The organism is Silvania sp. (genome assembly GCF_051656365.1).
Lineage (GTDB): Bacteria > Pseudomonadota > Gammaproteobacteria > Enterobacterales > Enterobacteriaceae > Enterobacter > Enterobacter hatchlandensis.
Genome location: NZ_JBOGBT010000023.1, coordinates 21373 through 37017, shown reverse-complemented (window position 1 = coordinate 37017; position 15645 = coordinate 21373). Strand labels below are relative to the sequence as shown.

Here is a 15645-nt window from a genome sequence, read left to right as displayed (position 1 = left end):
GCCCGCATTTATCGACATCTTCGGGAGTCTTCGATGAGTGACAACGGCACGCAGCTGCGCATTCGCGGCAAAGTCCAGGGGGTGGGTTTTCGTCCCTGGGTCTGGCAACTGGCGCAGCGCCTGGGGCTGAAAGGCGACGTCTGCAACGACGGCGCTGGCGTGGTGGTGCGGCTCGTCGGAGACCATCCGCAATTTATCCCCCAGCTGGCTGCCGGGTGCCCACCGCTGGCGCGCATCGATGACGTGTGCGAGCAGCCCTGGCACTGGGCGGCGCTGCCGCTGGACTTCACCATTCGCGCCAGCGGGCAGGGCCAGATGAGTACCCAGGTAGTGCCGGATGCCGCCACCTGCCCGGCGTGTCTGGCAGAGATGAATGACCCCCACGAGCGTCGCTACCGTTACCCGTTTATCAACTGCACCCACTGCGGGCCGCGCTTCACCATTATCCGGGCGATGCCCTACGACCGACCGGCCACCACGATGGCCGAATTTATCCTGTGCCCCGCCTGCGAAGCGGAGTACCGCCACCCCGCCGACCGGCGCTTTCACGCCCAGCCGGTGGCCTGCCCGGACTGCGGGCCGCAGCTGAGCTGGGTGAGCGGCGAGGCACATCAAGAGAAAGACTCTGCCCTGAATGCCGCCGTGGCGGCGCTGAAAAGCGGCGGGATCGTGGCGATCAAAGGGCTGGGCGGTTTTCACCTCGCCGTTGACGCCAGCAACCTGCAGGCCGTGAACCGGCTGCGGGAACGTAAGCGCCGCCCGGCGAAACCGCTGGCGGTGATGATCCCGCAGCGTCTGGCAGATGCGCTGCCCACCGACGTGCAGGCGCTGCTGCGCTCGACGGCGGCACCGATTGTGCTGGTGGACAAAGGGCTGTTGACCTTCTGCAAGGCCATCGCCCCGGGGCTGAACGAGGTCGGGGTGATGCTGGCCGCCAACCCGCTCCAGCACCTGTTAATGCAGGATCTGGACTGCCCGCTGGTGATGACCTCCGGCAACCTCAACGGCTGCCCGCCCGCACTGACCAACGACCGGGCGATACAGGATCTGGCCGGGATTGCCGACGGCTGGCTGTTGCATAACCGCGATATCGTCCAGCGGATGGACGACTCCGTGCAGCGTGCGAGCGGCGAAATGCTGCGCCGCTCGCGCGGTTTTGTGCCGGACGCGCTGCCGCTGCCGCCTGGTTTTGCGAACGTGCCGTCGCTGCTGTGTCTTGGCGCGGATCTGAAAAATACCTTCTGCCTGGTGCGCGGCGACCAGGCGGTGCTCAGCCAGCATCTGGGCGATCTTGGCGATGACGACGCGCTGGCCCAGTGGCAGCAGGCGCTGACTGCGATTCAGGATCTCTGGCAGTTCGCCCCCGAAGGGGTGGTGACCGACGCCCATCCTGGCTACCGCTCCACCCAGCTCGGGGCGCAGATGCCGTACCCGCAGCATCGGGTGCTGCATCACCACGCCCATGCGGCGGCATGCCTGGCGGAACACGGCTGGCCGCGCGACGGCGGGGATGTGATTGCGCTGGTGCTGGACGGGCTAGGGCAGGGCGACAACGGCGAACTGTGGGGCGGGGAGTGCCTGCGGGTGAACTATCGCAGCTGCGAACGGCTGGGCGGGCTCCCGGCGGTGGCGCTGCCCGGCGGGGATCTGGCCGCCCGTCAGCCGTGGCGCAATCTGCTGGCCCAGTGGCAGGCGTTTGTACCGCAATGGCAGACCCTGCCCGAGGCAAACATACTGGCCGATAAACCCTGGCCGCCGCTGGCCCAGGCGATCGCGCGCGGGGTGAATGCTCCGCTGGCGTCGTCCGCCGGGCGGCTGTTTGACGCCGTGGCAGCCGCCACGGGCTGCGCCCCTGCGCAGTTGAGCTACGAAGGGGAGGCCGCCTGTCGGCTGGAAGCCCTCGCCCTGAGCGTGCCCCCGGTCCGCCATCCTCTGACCCTGGCGGTCACTCATGACCAGCTGGATATGGCGACCTTCTGGCAGCAGTGGCTGGGCTGGCAGGCGACCGACGCCGAGCGCGCATGGGCGTTTCACGATGCGCTGGCCAACGGCCTGGCGCGGCTTGCCGCGCAGCACGCCCGCCAGCGCAATCTCTCGACCATCGTGTGCAGCGGAGGCGTGCTGCACAACCGCCTGCTGCGCCAGCGCCTGCAGTTCTGGCTTAGTGATTTTAACGTGCTGTTTCCTGAGCGGCTTCCCGCCGGGGACGGGGCGATTGCGTTTGGGCAGGCAGTGATTGCCGCCGCAACTCTTTCTTAAATCTGGAAATGACGATGAATATGAAATACTTCAACAACCACCCTAAAGCCATGGCGCTGATGCTTTTGCTTATCGCGGCCAATATCGTTGCCTGGGGAACGGCGTTTTACCTCTTCCACAATACCCCGTCGCTGATGGCGGCGAGCCTGCTGGCCTGGTGCTACGGCCTGCGCCACGCGGTGGATGCAGACCACATTGCCGCCATTGATAACGTCACCCGCAAGATGATGCAGCAGGGTAAACGTCCGTGCGGCGTGGGGGCCTGGTTCTCGCTGGGGCACTCGACCATTGTGGTGCTGGCGTCGATTGCCATCGCCGCCACGGCCACCGCCTTTAGCCGCAATATGGAGTGGTTTCATGAAACCGGCGGGATGATCGGCACGGCGGTGTCGGCCTTTTTCCTGCTGGTGATGGCGCTGGTAAACCTGGTTATTCTGCGTGACGTCTGGGGTAGCTTTAACAAAATGAAACGCGGTGAAAGCGTCCCGGACGAGGTGTCATTTGCGCGCGGTGGGGTGATGAACTGGCTGTTCCGCTCGGCATTCCGTCTGGTGACCCGCAGCTGGCACATGTATCTGGTGGGCTTTCTGTTTGGCCTCGGCTTTGACACCGCCACTGAGATCGGGGTGCTGGGGATCTCGGCGGCCGGTGCCTCGAACGGCATGTCGGTGTGGGCGATTCTGGTGTTCCCGCTGCTGTTCACCAGCGGCATGGCGCTGGTCGACACCCTCGACAACCTGATTATGGTGGGCGCTTACGGCTGGGCCTTCAACAAGCCGCAGCGCAAGCTCTATTACAATATGACCATTACCGGCACCTCCGTGGTGGTGGCGCTGTTTATCGGTGGGCTGGAAGCGCTGGGCCTGCTGGCGGATAAGTTTGGCTTCGAAGGCGGGCTGTGGAACGGCGTGGCTGCGCTCAACGACAACCTCGGCAACGCCGGGTTTATCGTAGTCGGGCTGTTTATCGCCTGCTGGCTCCTGTCCCTGATTAACTACCGCTTCAAAGGCTACGACGCGCTGGTCGTGCGCTAATCCTGCTCGACATCGCTGTCCGTTCGTCATGGCATTTTTGACGAACGGACTGCGCACTTCTCAGGTTCATTTGTATTTTCCTTTTATTTCCGGTGGTTAGCTGTATTTTGCAGAGTGGCATAGTTAATGCATAACGGTGCTCACACGATCATTAACGGGAATAAATACCGATGAAGAAAGTCATCACGGTTTGCCCCTATTGCGCATCGGGTTGCAAAATCAATCTGGTGGTCGATAACGGCAAAGTCGTCAAGGCTGAAGCCGCACAGGGTAAAACCAATCAGGGCGATCTTTGCCTGAAGGGTTACTACGGTTGGGATTTTATCAACGACACCAAAATCCTCACCCCGCGCCTGAAATCGCCAATGATCCGTCGCGAGCGCGGCGGCAAGCTGGAGGCCGTCTCCTGGGGCGAAGCGCTGGATTACGTTGCCGATAAGCTCAGCGCCATCAAAGCCAAACATGGCCCGGATGCGATCATGACCACCGGGTCATCGCGCGGAACCGGGAACGAAACCAACTATGTGATGCAAAAATTTGCTCGCGCAGCCGTCGGCACTAACAATGTCGACTGTTGCGCGCGCGTCTGACACGGCCCATCGGTTGCAGGTCTGCACCAGTCGGTCGGTAACGGCGCAATGAGTAACTCGATTGTCGGGATTGAAAATGCCGACATGATTTTTGTCTTTGGGTATAACCCGGCGGATTCGCACCCTATCGTGGCGAACCGGGTGATCAAAGCCAAACGCAAAGGGGCGAAGATTATCGTCTGCGATCCGCGCAAAATTGAAACCGCGCGCATTGCCGATATGCACCTGGCCCTGAAAAACGGCTCCAACATCGCGCTGCTCAATGCGATGGGGCACGTGATTATTGAAGAGCAGCTGTACGACCGGGCGTTTGTCGCCTCGCGTACGGAAGGCTTCGAAGAGTATCGCAAAATCGTTGAGGGCTACACGCCGGAATCCGTTGAAACCATCACCGGTGTCAGCGCACTGGAGATCCGCCAGGCCGCGCGGATGTATGCCGCAGCGGAAAGCGCCGCCATCCTGTGGGGCATGGGCGTGACCCAGTTCTATCAGGGCGTCGAAACCGTGCGTTCCCTGACAAGCCTGGCGCTGCTGACCGGCAACCTTGGCAAACCGTCCGCAGGGGTTAACCCGGTGCGTGGGCAGAACAACGTGCAGGGTGCGTGCGACATGGGTGCGCTGCCGGATACCTATCCGGGCTATCAGTACATCAACAACCCGGACAACCGGGCCAAGTTTGCCAAAGCCTGGGGTGTAGAGTCTCTGCCTGCCCATACCGGGTATCGCATCAGCGAACTGCCGCACCGGGCGGAACACGGCGAAGTGCGTGCGGCGTACATCATGGGGGAAGATCCGCTCCAGACGGATGCGGAACTGTCTGCCGTGCGTAAGGCGTTTGAAACCCTGGAACTGGTCATCGTGCAGGATATCTTTATGACCAAAACGGCCGCCGCTGCCGATGTGATCCTGCCGTCCACCTCCTGGGGTGAGCACGAAGGGGTTTACACCGCTGCCGACCGTGGTTTCCAGCGCTTCTTTAAAGCGGTTGAGCCGAAGTGGGACCTGAAAACAGACTGGCAGATCATCAGCGAGATCTCGACGCGGATGGGCTACCCGATGCGCTACGACAACACCCAGCAAATCTGGGACGAGTTGCGCCATCTGTGTCCGGAATTTTACGGTGCTACCTACGAGAAGATGGGCGAGCTGGGCTACATCCAGTGGCCATGCCGGGACGAGTCAGAGGCCGATCAGGGGATGGATTACCTGTTCGAGAAAGAGTTCTCCACCCCGAACGGGCTGGGGCAGCTGTATACCTGTGACTGGGTCGCGCCAATTGATAAGCTCACCGAGGCGTACCCGCTGGTGCTGTCGACGGTGCGTGAAGTCGGCCACTACTCGTGTCGCTCGATGACCGGCAACTGTGCGGCGCTGGCTGCGCTGGCCGATGAACCGGGCTATGCGCAGATCAACACCGCGGACGCATTGCGTCTCGGCATTGAGGATGAAGCGCTGGTGTGGGTTACGTCGCGCAAAGGCAAAGTCATTACCCGCGCGCAGGTGAGCGATCGCCCGAACGTTGGGGCGGTGTACATGACCTACCAGTGGTGGATTGGTGCCTGTAACGAGCTGGTGACGGAGAACCTGAGTCCGATTACCAAAACGCCGGAGTACAAATACTGCGCCGTGCGCGTGGAGCCGATTGCCGACCAGCAGGCTGCGGAACAGTACGTGATTGATGAATATCACAAGCTGAAAACGCACTTAAAGGAACTGGCGATGGGTTGAGGGAGGAGCGGCCCTCAGGGGCTGCTCAGCCTGGTACTGTGTTCGCATTTCTGCCGTATCAACGACTGCGTTCCTCTAAATGGTGCAGTAAGTCATAACTCATCTCTTGTAACTCATTGAACAGTCTTGCTATATGGAAACCATCGCACACGGCATGATGTACCTGAATGGCGAGGGGCAAAAATACTTTTCCATCTTGTGTGTGGTATTTTCCAAAAGTGAACATCGGGGCAAAAAAGTTCTGCATGTTAGCGACGTTGATATTAAAACTGGTAAAACTTACCCACGGAATAGCCGATACGAAAAATACATTTTCCAGCGTTTCTTCTTTAGGCCAATAAGCAAGGTTATTACCATGGCGTGCGACGTCTTCTGAATAAACGGTCTGGAAGTGATGAATATTGCCATCGTACTCACTCCATAATGATGAAAAAGTCTCCGTTTCCTTATGGAAAATTGTATATTGTGGATGAACGTTATTCCATGTAACCAGCGCATTGTTCTTTATGGCCATACGAAACTCCGCATGCCGGTTTACAATTTTGGACAGAAGAAAAATAATAGTAGGATAAAACTTCCAGCCAAACTCTTTGATATGTTTTAGCAAGTCGGTGATGTCTATTTGAACAGTTTGGTTGATTGTAGATTGAGCAAACCCCTGAAATACCTCAAAATGCTCCTTTCTTGCCCAACTCGATACGTCAACAGGTGTATATTCCTGGGTTATTTTTTTCATTTTTCACCTTTAATTAGCCATCATATATCAGAGGGTCGTCTGCGTTTTTTTGAGTTGAGCAAAATATGCAGGTCTATCTCTTTGGGTAGCGAACGCATTTGAGAGAGTAGCGCATCATTATACAGGAGGAAAGGAAATGTTAAATGTTGTTAACAACGGGCTGTATTGTCCTCTTTTGAACTCTCCTGAAATGACGCCAGGCGACTTTTATGCTGAAAGCAATAAGCAGAATGCCCAGCAAAGCGTGTGATGATGGCCTGGATTTCGTCTTCGTCTTCGTTGAGTTCACGAGGCACGGGGGGCAGAAAATAATTCACATTAAATTGATTAAATTTTAACCGCACGTGGTAAGGTGATGTACATTCATTGAAAGGTTAATCATCATGTCTATCATCGATTACGCAATGAAGTTCATCGGAGGGGCATCGACGTCCTCCGTTATCTGCCCGCTTTGCGGCTTACGTTCATCGCACTCTGCCTCCAAACTTCGCCTTAAGCAGACATTGCTTTGCCCGGGATGTAAGGCTCTGTTTGTCTCAACACGCTAATCCCTGACACCCCGTCACACATAAACCCGGTGTTCTATAATTAAGTCATATTCCAGCAGATGTTAAATCCCTGATGCCTTACGCCATCCTGAGAGAACGTTTCTGAACTGATTTCGCAACTGCTCCTGCGCGCCAATGTCGCATCTGAGCAACGCTATGAAAATGAACCCCAGGGCGTGGTTTAACCGCTCCCGTATTACGACGAATGCTACCGGACGCGTCACGTTTCCGGCTAACGATCCCGCAGGTGAAAATAACCTGCGCTCAGAACTGTTTTCGACAGCTCAGATGGAGCGCTACGGCCAAAAACTGGCGCGTACGCATCGATTATCCCCAGACAAACTGCCTTATTACCTCCTGAAACGGCTCGGCAACAACGAGGCCGCAATCACGCAGAACTGCTACGAAATCAATGCGGGAAAAAAAACGAGCATCATGCCCGCCGGGGAGTGGTTGCTGGATAATTACTACCTGATTGAGGAACAAATCCGTATCGTTCGCCAGCACTTACCGAAAAGTTTCGGCAAGGGGCTTCCGTCGCTGATTTCGCCACAGCACTGTCCACGAATTTACGATATTGCTTCAGAGGCCATCGCCCATGGTGATGGCCGCTGGGACACTGCCAGCCTGACCAGCTATATCATGGCCTATCAGCAGGTGACCCCTCTGACATTAGGCGAAGTCTGGGCCTTACCGGGTATGTTGCGCCTGGCGCTGATTGAAAATCTTCGTCGTATCAGTATGGAAGTGGTAAAGGCGCAGCGAGAACGAAATCTGGCAGATACGTGGATAACACGGCTTTTCGAATGTGCAGAGAGTGCCCCGGCTGATTTAATCATGGTCGTTGCCGACATGGCGCGCTCCCGTCCTCCGTTGAGCAGTGCATTTGTCGCAGAGCTGGTGCGGCGCCTGCAGGGGCATGGCAATGCGTTGTCGTTACCTCTGACCTGGGTTGACCAGTGCCTTGCCGAACAAGGTGTCACAACCGAAGCGCTGATTCATAGCTTCAATCAACAGCTTGCTGCCAGTCAGCTTTCTGTCAGTAACAGCATCGCCGGGTTGCGTTTACTGAGCGAAACTAACTGGGCGGATTTCGCCGAGACGATAAGCGTCGTCGAACAGGCATTACGCCATGATCCTGCCGGTATCTATCCTGAAATGCACTTTGATACGCGGGATCATTACCGCCATGTGATTGAGATTCTGGCACGAGACAGTGGTTTCAGTGAGCCTGAGGTCGCCAGTCGGGTACTGGCTCTTACCGGGGAAAATGCTCCCGGCACGCCGGAGCATCATATTGGCTATTATCTGGTCGGCGAAGGACGTCAGCAGCTTGAAATTGATCTGTCGGCTGACACGTCAGCGCTCATTCGTCTGCGGCACAGTTTCAATCGTATATCCCTTCTGTCATGGCTGGGCAGCCTGGGCCTGTTGACCACGGCCGCGACGGCGGGGATATTGCACGAAACCGCACTACAGGGCGCGGACTGGTTGTTGATTGTTGTGGCATTGCCTTTGGTTATTGCTCTCAGCCAGTTAGTGAGCGATGTGCTGAGTGAAGCTACCACCCGTTTTCGGGTGCCACGTCCATTGCCGAGGATGGATTTTTCAGCCGGTATTCCCGCAGACAGGGCAACGATGGTCGTGATCCCCTGCATGCTGACCAGTCACGAAAGCATCTGCAAACTCCTCACCAGTCTTGAAGTGTGCTGGCTGGGCAACCAGAACGAAAACCTCTGTTTCGCTCTGCTTACCGATTTTGCTGATGCCGAAAATGAACCTTCACTGGAAAACAGTTCCCTTCTCAGACAGGCGATCGCCGACACACAGGCGCTTAACCGGCGCTATCCATCCCGCCGTCCCCGCTTTTATCTGCTCCACCGGCAACCTGAATGGAACCCTGCTCAGGGAACCTGGATGGGCTATGAACGCAAGCGGGGAAAACTGGCGCTGTTGAACAGCTGGTTACGCCAGCCTGCGGCGCAATTTGTCAGTGTGGCCGACCTGCCAGCGGAGCTTTTACCGGGTTACATTAAATATGTCATCACCCTGGACAGTGACACGGTTCTGCCACGCGATACGGTGCATAAACTGGTCGCGACGATGGCGCATCCGCTCAACAAACCCGAGTATGACCCGATACGCCGCAGGGTGGTCAAAGGGTTCGGCATTCTGCAGCCAGGCCTGGCGGAGGAGATGCCCCGCAACGGCCAGGGGCGTTATGCCGCTATGCGCAGCAGTGCCCCGGGCAATAACCCCTATTCAATGATGTCGTCCGATATCTATCAGGATCTTTTTGGGGAAGGATCGTTCGTAGGCAAGGGGATTTATGATGTCGATATCTTTGTTGAGGCCACCGCCAACACTTGCCCTGAAAACCTGGTGCTCAGCCATGATTTACTCGAGGGGTGCTACGCGCGATCGGGGCTGTTAAGTGAGGTCTTACTCTACGAGCAGTATCCCAATAACTATCTTTCGGATGTCGCACGTCGTACACGCTGGATCCGGGGAGACTGGCAACTGTTGAACTGGTTAAAACCACGCGTCAGAAAAGCGGATGGAACCCAGGATAACAATCCCTTGTCCGCGCTCTCTTACTGGAAATTACTTGATAATCTGCGTCGCAGCCTGGTCGCACCCTCTTTACTGATGTTGCTCTTTTTCACCCTGCTGTGGGCGCCCAACACCTTTTACTGGCTTGGCGTGCTGGCGCTGATATGGCTATTGCCTGCCACACTCAGCATCACCTGTGACCTCCTGCATAAACCCCTTCGTCGCCCCCTGAAGCAGCATCTGTTGCGGGTCGCTACTGTGACGCTGAAGCGCCTGTCGGGTATCGGGCTGAATATTGCCATACTCCCGCACGAAGCCGGATATTCGATCTATGCGATTGGCGTGACGCTATGGCGTATGGGTGTAAGCCATCGCAACCTGATTCAGTGGACCTGCCACGGCCTGGACAGCAATCCGGTCAGAATTTCGCCTGGTCGTTTTTATCAGGCGATGTGGCTAAACATCGTGGGTGGAGTGGCGCTCACGATGCTGACCGTACATTTTGCACCGCAACTGCTGGCGATCGCTTTGCCGATCACGATGCTATGGTGTCTGGCTCCCCTGTTGATGAGCTGGCTGAGCCGCCAGCCCGTGCGTAAGGCATTTGCGCCGAACCCGGAGCAAAAACAGCTGTTACGCCAGACCAGCCGCGAAATTTGGGCATTTTTTGAAACCTTTGTCACGGAGCATGAGAACTGGCTTCCGCCGGATAACTATCAGGAAATACCGAAACCAACGGTGGCTCATCGTACTTCCCCCACCAACATTGGCCTCTCCCTGATGGCCAACCTGACGGCCTGGGATTTTGGCTACCTGCCCGGCGGAGAGGTACTGCAGCGCGTAACGCTCACACTCGACACCCTGGATAAAATGGAACACTTTCGGGGTCATCTCTATAACTGGTATGACACCCGTACGCTGGCCCCGCTCAGCCCACGCTATGTTTCAAGCGTCGACAGCGGCAATATGGCCGGTCATTTACTGACCCTGCGTGAAGGGCTGTCCGCCATGCGACATCAGCCTGTTTTAAACCCCGAACAGGTGCTGGCCGGGCTGAACGATACGCTGGATATTCTGGAGAAACAGTGGGGCCAGAGTGCACCTGCCAGCCTTCGACTGCTGCGTAAACACTGTCTGAGCGCCGTGTCGCTGCGTCCACCAGCGCTTTTCAGCGAGCTGAAAAAAATGCGGACCCAGTGCAACCATCTGACCGCGCAATGTCATCAGGAAAATCCCCTTCTGCTGCGCTGGACAAGGCATCTGGAGCATCAGCTGGTCCAGCTTTGCCACGAATGGTCACTCCTGCTCGGCTGGTTACCGACCTCCTGGAATGAACAGACGCTGCCGACGCTGAGCTGGCTTGCCCGCGCGACCTTTACCGGGGAAGGGACCCCTCCGGCGTCTGTGTCGGCCCATGCACAAATGCGGCTGAAAATTATCACCGAGCTTGAACAGCGGCTGGATGAGCATGCGCGGATGGATTTCGCCTTTCTGTACAGTGAAGCAACCAGTCTGCTCTGCGTCGGCTATAACTGCGACACGAATACGGCCGACAAGAGCCACTACGATCTTTTGCCATCGGAAATCCGCCTGACCAGTTTTCTCGCCATTGCGACCAATCAGCTGCCGCTGAAAAGCTGGTATGCGCTGGGGCGGCTGTTTACGACCATTGATAATGAAACTGCCCTGATGTCATGGAGCGGTTCGATGTTTGAATACCTGATGCCGAATCTGGTGATGCCCACCTTGCCCGGTAGCCTGCTTGATGAGATGAGTCAGTCTGCGGTGATGCGTCAGATACACTGGGGCAAAGAGCGCGGGGTACCCTGGGGGGTATCAGAATCGGGCTATCATGCTTTTGATGTGCAGCGAAATTATCAATATCAGGCATTCGGCGTGCCCGGCCTCGGACTGCGTCGGGGGCTTGCCGATGATATGGTCGTCGCACCCTACGCCACGCTGTTGGCGCTGCTGGTCGCGCCACAGAAAGCCTGTGAAAACCTGTTCAGATTGCAGAAAACGGGCGCCCACGGCGAATACGGTTTTTATGAAGCGCTGGACTATACCCCCTCACGCCTCGCAACCGGTCAACTCTTTGCGGTGGTGCAGTCCTGGATGGCGCATCATCAGGGTATGGCCTTTCAGGCGCTGGCCCACGTGCTGCTTGACGCTCCGATGACGGAGCGGTTCATGTCCAGTACCGTCTTCCGGTCTGCGAGTCTGCTGCTACCGGAGCGTGTGCCGGATTCGGTCGATCTCTACAGCCCGCGCCGACATTTTGAATCTCATGAGGGAAGGGTCAAACCCGTTCGCTATGAACCCCGTATTTTCAACGGGGTAGACACCCCGGCCCCGGAAATTCAGCTGTTATCCAACAGCCATTATCACCTGATGTTGACCACAGGAGGTGGGGGCTATAGCCGCTGGAACGATATTGCCCTTACGCGCTGGCGCAGTGATACCACCCGGGATAACTGGGGGGCATTCTGCTATATCCGTGATATGCAAACAGGCGAGGTATGGAGCAATACCTGGCAACCGACAGGCAACGCGACCGGACATGACGAGGAAGCCATATTTACCGATGCAGGCGCTGAATTCAGACGCCTCTTCGGGGCGCTCAGCGTTAAAACCCAGGTTGTGGTCTCACCGGAGGATGATATTGAACTGCGGCGGCTCACCCTGGTTCATCGGGGCCGCCTGCCGCGCGTGCTGGAACTGACTACCTATGCCGAAGTGGTTCTGGCGCCTGACGCCAGCGATCGGGCGCATCCCGCGTTCAGCAATTTGTTTATTCAGACTGAGCTTAATCCTGAGCGCGACGCCATTCTTTGCCACCGGCGCCCGCGCTCGCCGGAGGAACGGAGTCCCTGCCTGTTTCACATGATGGTGGTGCGCGGCGATCACGCCAGGAGCGTCTCGTTTGAAACGGACAGGGCGAAATTTCTTGGGCGCGGAAGAGGTCCTCAGGATGCTCTGGCGATCGGCGGAAGCGGGGCGCTCAGCAACACGTCGGGGTCCGTGCTGGACCCCATTCTGGCGATACGCCACGCTATCACTCTGCAGCCCGGCCAGCCGGTCACAGTTGATATCGTTTATGGCATTAGCGAAAGTCGCCAGCAAAGTCTGGCGTTGCTGGAAAAGTATCGCGACTACCCTATCGCTGATCGGGTTTTTGAGCTGGCCTGGTCTCACAGTCTGGTGGTCTTACGCCAGATGAACGCCAGTGAAGATGATGCCACCTTGTTTAATCGTCTTGCCAGCGCAGTACTTTACCCCCGCCAGGAGTTGCGCGCAGAGAGCCAGATTATCAGCCGTAACCGACGCGGTCAGTCCGGTCTGTGGGGATGGGCGATTTCAGGGGATCTGCCGATAGTCCTGCTCAGCGTTACCAGTGAGGAGTGTATTGCCGACGTAACTACCCTTATTCAGGCACACCGGTACTGGCGGCTGAAAGGCCTGGAGGTGGACTTAGTTGTCCTTAATAACAGCCCCGGGGGTTACCAGCAGGGATTACAAAATCAGATTATGGATTTAATTTATGCCGGTTCCGAAGCCAGTCTGCTGGATAAAGCGGGCGGGCTTTTTATCCGTGTTGGTGAGCATCTCTCCGCCGAAGATAAGTTGCTTTTGATGAGCGTGGCCTGTCTTTATCTCGATGACCGTGCGGGCGGGCTTAATGAACAGCTTAATCAGCGTATTCATACGTTAAAACCGCCGGCGAGGGCATTCATTCCGCACAAGGTGCCGGAGAGTAATCAACATACAGACTGGTCACCCGATACCAGCCAGTTGCGCCATTTCAACGGGTACGGTGGATTTTCTCAGGACGGCCGGGAATATCAGATTGTCCTCAGAGAACACGAGTTAACACCAGCCCCCTGGTCAAACGTACTGGCAAATGCCTGTTTCGGCAGCGTAATTTCGGAGGCGGGGCAGGCCTATAGCTGGTTTGAAAATGCCCATGAATTCAGGTTAACGCCGTGGGAAAACGATCCGGTGAGCGATCGAAGCGGTGAAGCGTTTTATCTGCGTGATGACGAGAGCGGTGAGTGCTGGTCACCGACCATCTTGCCTGTTCGCGGGAGGGGGGATTATCTGGCGCGCCATGGGTTTGGCTACAGTGTGTTTGCCCATCGGGAGAGCGGTATAGACAGCGAACTGACAGTGCTGGTTGCCGAAAAAGCGCCGGTTAAACTGGCGATCCTGACGCTGAGTAACAATTCGGGGCGCACACGCAAACTGTCCGTCACCGGTTATGTCGAGTGGACGCTCGGGGAATCACGAACCCGCTCCGCCCCCCATATCGTGACGCACATGGCCAGTCTCCCCGGCGGTTGCGGTGTGATGGCGAACAACTTTTATGGTGATAACGGTAGCGGGCGGACTGCATTCTTTGCCGTCAGCGGGAGTGACAATTCCCTGACGGGGGATCGCCGGGAGTTTATTGGCCGTAATGGTTCTCTGCAAACTCCCTCCGCCATGAAACTGCGCAAACTCTCGGGTAAAACAGGTGCCGGTCTCGATCCCTGCGGGGCGGTACAGTCAGCGGCCACGTTCATTGATGGTGACCAGAGGACGTTTATTTTTGTCCTTGGCTCAGAGGAAACGCCTGCCCGGGCGCAGGAGACGCTTGTTCGCTATCTTAATGAGGAGACGGTCCGCCAGGAGCTGAACCAGGTTCACCACCACTGGCACAATGTGCTGGATAAAATCGTGGTCACTACCCCCGACACCAGCGTTGATTTACTGGTCAACGGCTGGCTGCTGTACCAGACGGTAGCCTGTCGCCTGATGGCTCGCAGCGGTTACTACCAGTCCGGCGGGGCAGTGGGTTTTCGCGATCAGTTGCAGGATACGCTGGCACTGTGTCATGCCGATCCGAACCGGATGCGCGACCAGATAGTGCTGTGTGCATCACGGCAATTTCTCGAAGGGGATGTACAACACTGGTGGCATCCTCCCCACGGCAACGGCGTACGCACAAGCTGTTCTGATGACTATCTCTGGCTGCCGCTCGCAGTTTGCCACTATGTGGAAACGACGGGAGACATCGACGTGCTGGACATGCGCATAGCCTATCTGGAAGGTCGTCCGCTCCAGCCTGGTGAAGAGTCTGTCTACCATACCCCTGTGATCAGTGATACCGAAGAGGCGCTATGGTTACACTGCGTCAAAGCGATTCAGCATGGACTGAGGTTCGGGGTGCATGGTCTGCCGCTGATCGGGGCGGGTGACTGGAATGACGGCATGAACCGGGTCGGCATTGAAGGTAAAGGTGAAAGCGTCTGGCTGGGCTTTTTCCTGTATGACATTTTGCAGCGTTTTGCGGCGCTGGCGGAGCGCAGACGGGATGACAGTATCGCGTTGATGTGCCGTTCGCAGGCCCTGCGCCTGCAAAAAAATCTCGACGCACACGCCTGGGATGGAGAGTGGTTCCGCCGCGGCTATTTTGACGATGGTACGCCTCTGGGGTCGAAAGCTTCACAGGACTGCCGAATTGATGCGATCGCCCAAAGCTGGTCTGTACTGTCCGGCGCCGCCAGCCCGACCCGCAGCGCCCGGGCCATGCAGGCGATGGACAAGTACCTTGTCGATAATGAGGGTGGACTGATTAAATTGCTCACCCCGCCTTTCGATGGGCACGGGCCAAATCCGGGTTACATTCAGGGATATCTGCCCGGTGTGCGGGAAAACGGGGGGCAGTATACGCATGGCGCCATCTGGGCCGTGATGGCCTTTGCCCGGATGGGGAACACCGCGCGCGCGTGGCAACTGTGGTCGCTAATCAATCCCATAAACCACACTCTGGATGCAGAAGGTGTGGCCATTTATAAAGCCGAGCCTTATGTCATGAGTGCCGATGTCTACAGCGTCGCGCCACATATAGGACGTGCCGGATGGAGCTGGTACACCGGTTCCGCAGGCTGGGCCTACCGACTTCTGACAGAGGAGTTACTGGGGATAAAACGTTCCGGTACAGATTTTACCCTGCATGCGCGATTGCCGGATGAGTGGCCGTCTTTTGCTATGACATATCAACATGGCGGAAGCCATTACCAGATTAGGGTTTCACGCGGTGACGAGGAGTATCAGGTCACACTGGATGGCGTCGTTCTGCCAGACGACAAAATTCCTCTGCTGGATGATGGACAAACCCATACCGTTGAAATTGTTCAGAACTGACCCTGGCTAAA

General features: G+C 57.0%; 6 protein-coding genes. 5 read left to right on the top strand and 1 reads right to left on the bottom strand.

The window, feature by feature from the left end; all coding sequences use genetic code 11:
* The first annotated feature begins 33 nt into the window (after positions 1 to 33).
* The 3 genes from hypF (at position 34) to fdhF (ending at position 5611) form a co-directional block, all read left to right on the top strand.
* Positions 34 to 2259, top strand: coding sequence for a carbamoyltransferase HypF (gene hypF, locus ACRDD5_RS04145; RefSeq protein ID WP_438676020.1), 2226 nt, complete (start codon positions 34 to 36; stop codon positions 2257 to 2259).
* A gap of 20 nt (positions 2260 to 2279) precedes the next feature.
* Complete coding sequence (locus ACRDD5_RS04140) at positions 2280 to 3293, top strand: HoxN/HupN/NixA family nickel/cobalt transporter (protein WP_418939602.1); 1014 nt, start codon at positions 2280 to 2282, stop codon at positions 3291 to 3293.
* A 170-nt stretch (positions 3294 to 3463) separates the two neighbouring features.
* Positions 3464 to 5611, top strand: coding sequence for a formate dehydrogenase subunit alpha (gene fdhF, locus ACRDD5_RS04135; protein WP_438676019.1), 2148 nt, complete (start codon positions 3464 to 3466; stop codon positions 5609 to 5611).
* A gap of 58 nt (positions 5612 to 5669) precedes the next feature.
* On the opposite strand, the gene catA is transcribed toward fdhF, so the two are convergent.
* Positions 5670 to 6347: a type A chloramphenicol O-acetyltransferase gene (gene catA / locus ACRDD5_RS04130; protein ID WP_438676018.1), complete on the bottom strand. Its 678-nt coding sequence runs from the start codon at positions 6345 to 6347 to the stop codon at positions 5670 to 5672.
* 383 nt (positions 6348 to 6730) lie between these two features.
* Between catA and ACRDD5_RS04125 the strand changes: the two genes are divergently transcribed.
* Positions 6731 to 6895 carry a YnfU family zinc-binding protein gene (locus tag ACRDD5_RS04125; protein WP_271281929.1) on the top strand — a complete coding sequence of 55 codons (165 nt, stop codon included), beginning with the start codon at positions 6731 to 6733 and terminating at the stop codon, positions 6893 to 6895.
* Positions 6896 to 7051: 156 nt separating this feature from the next.
* Positions 7052 to 15634, top strand: coding sequence for a GH36-type glycosyl hydrolase domain-containing protein (locus tag ACRDD5_RS04120; RefSeq protein ID WP_438676017.1), 8583 nt, complete (start codon positions 7052 to 7054; stop codon positions 15632 to 15634).
* Positions 15635 to 15645 lie beyond the last annotated feature (11 nt).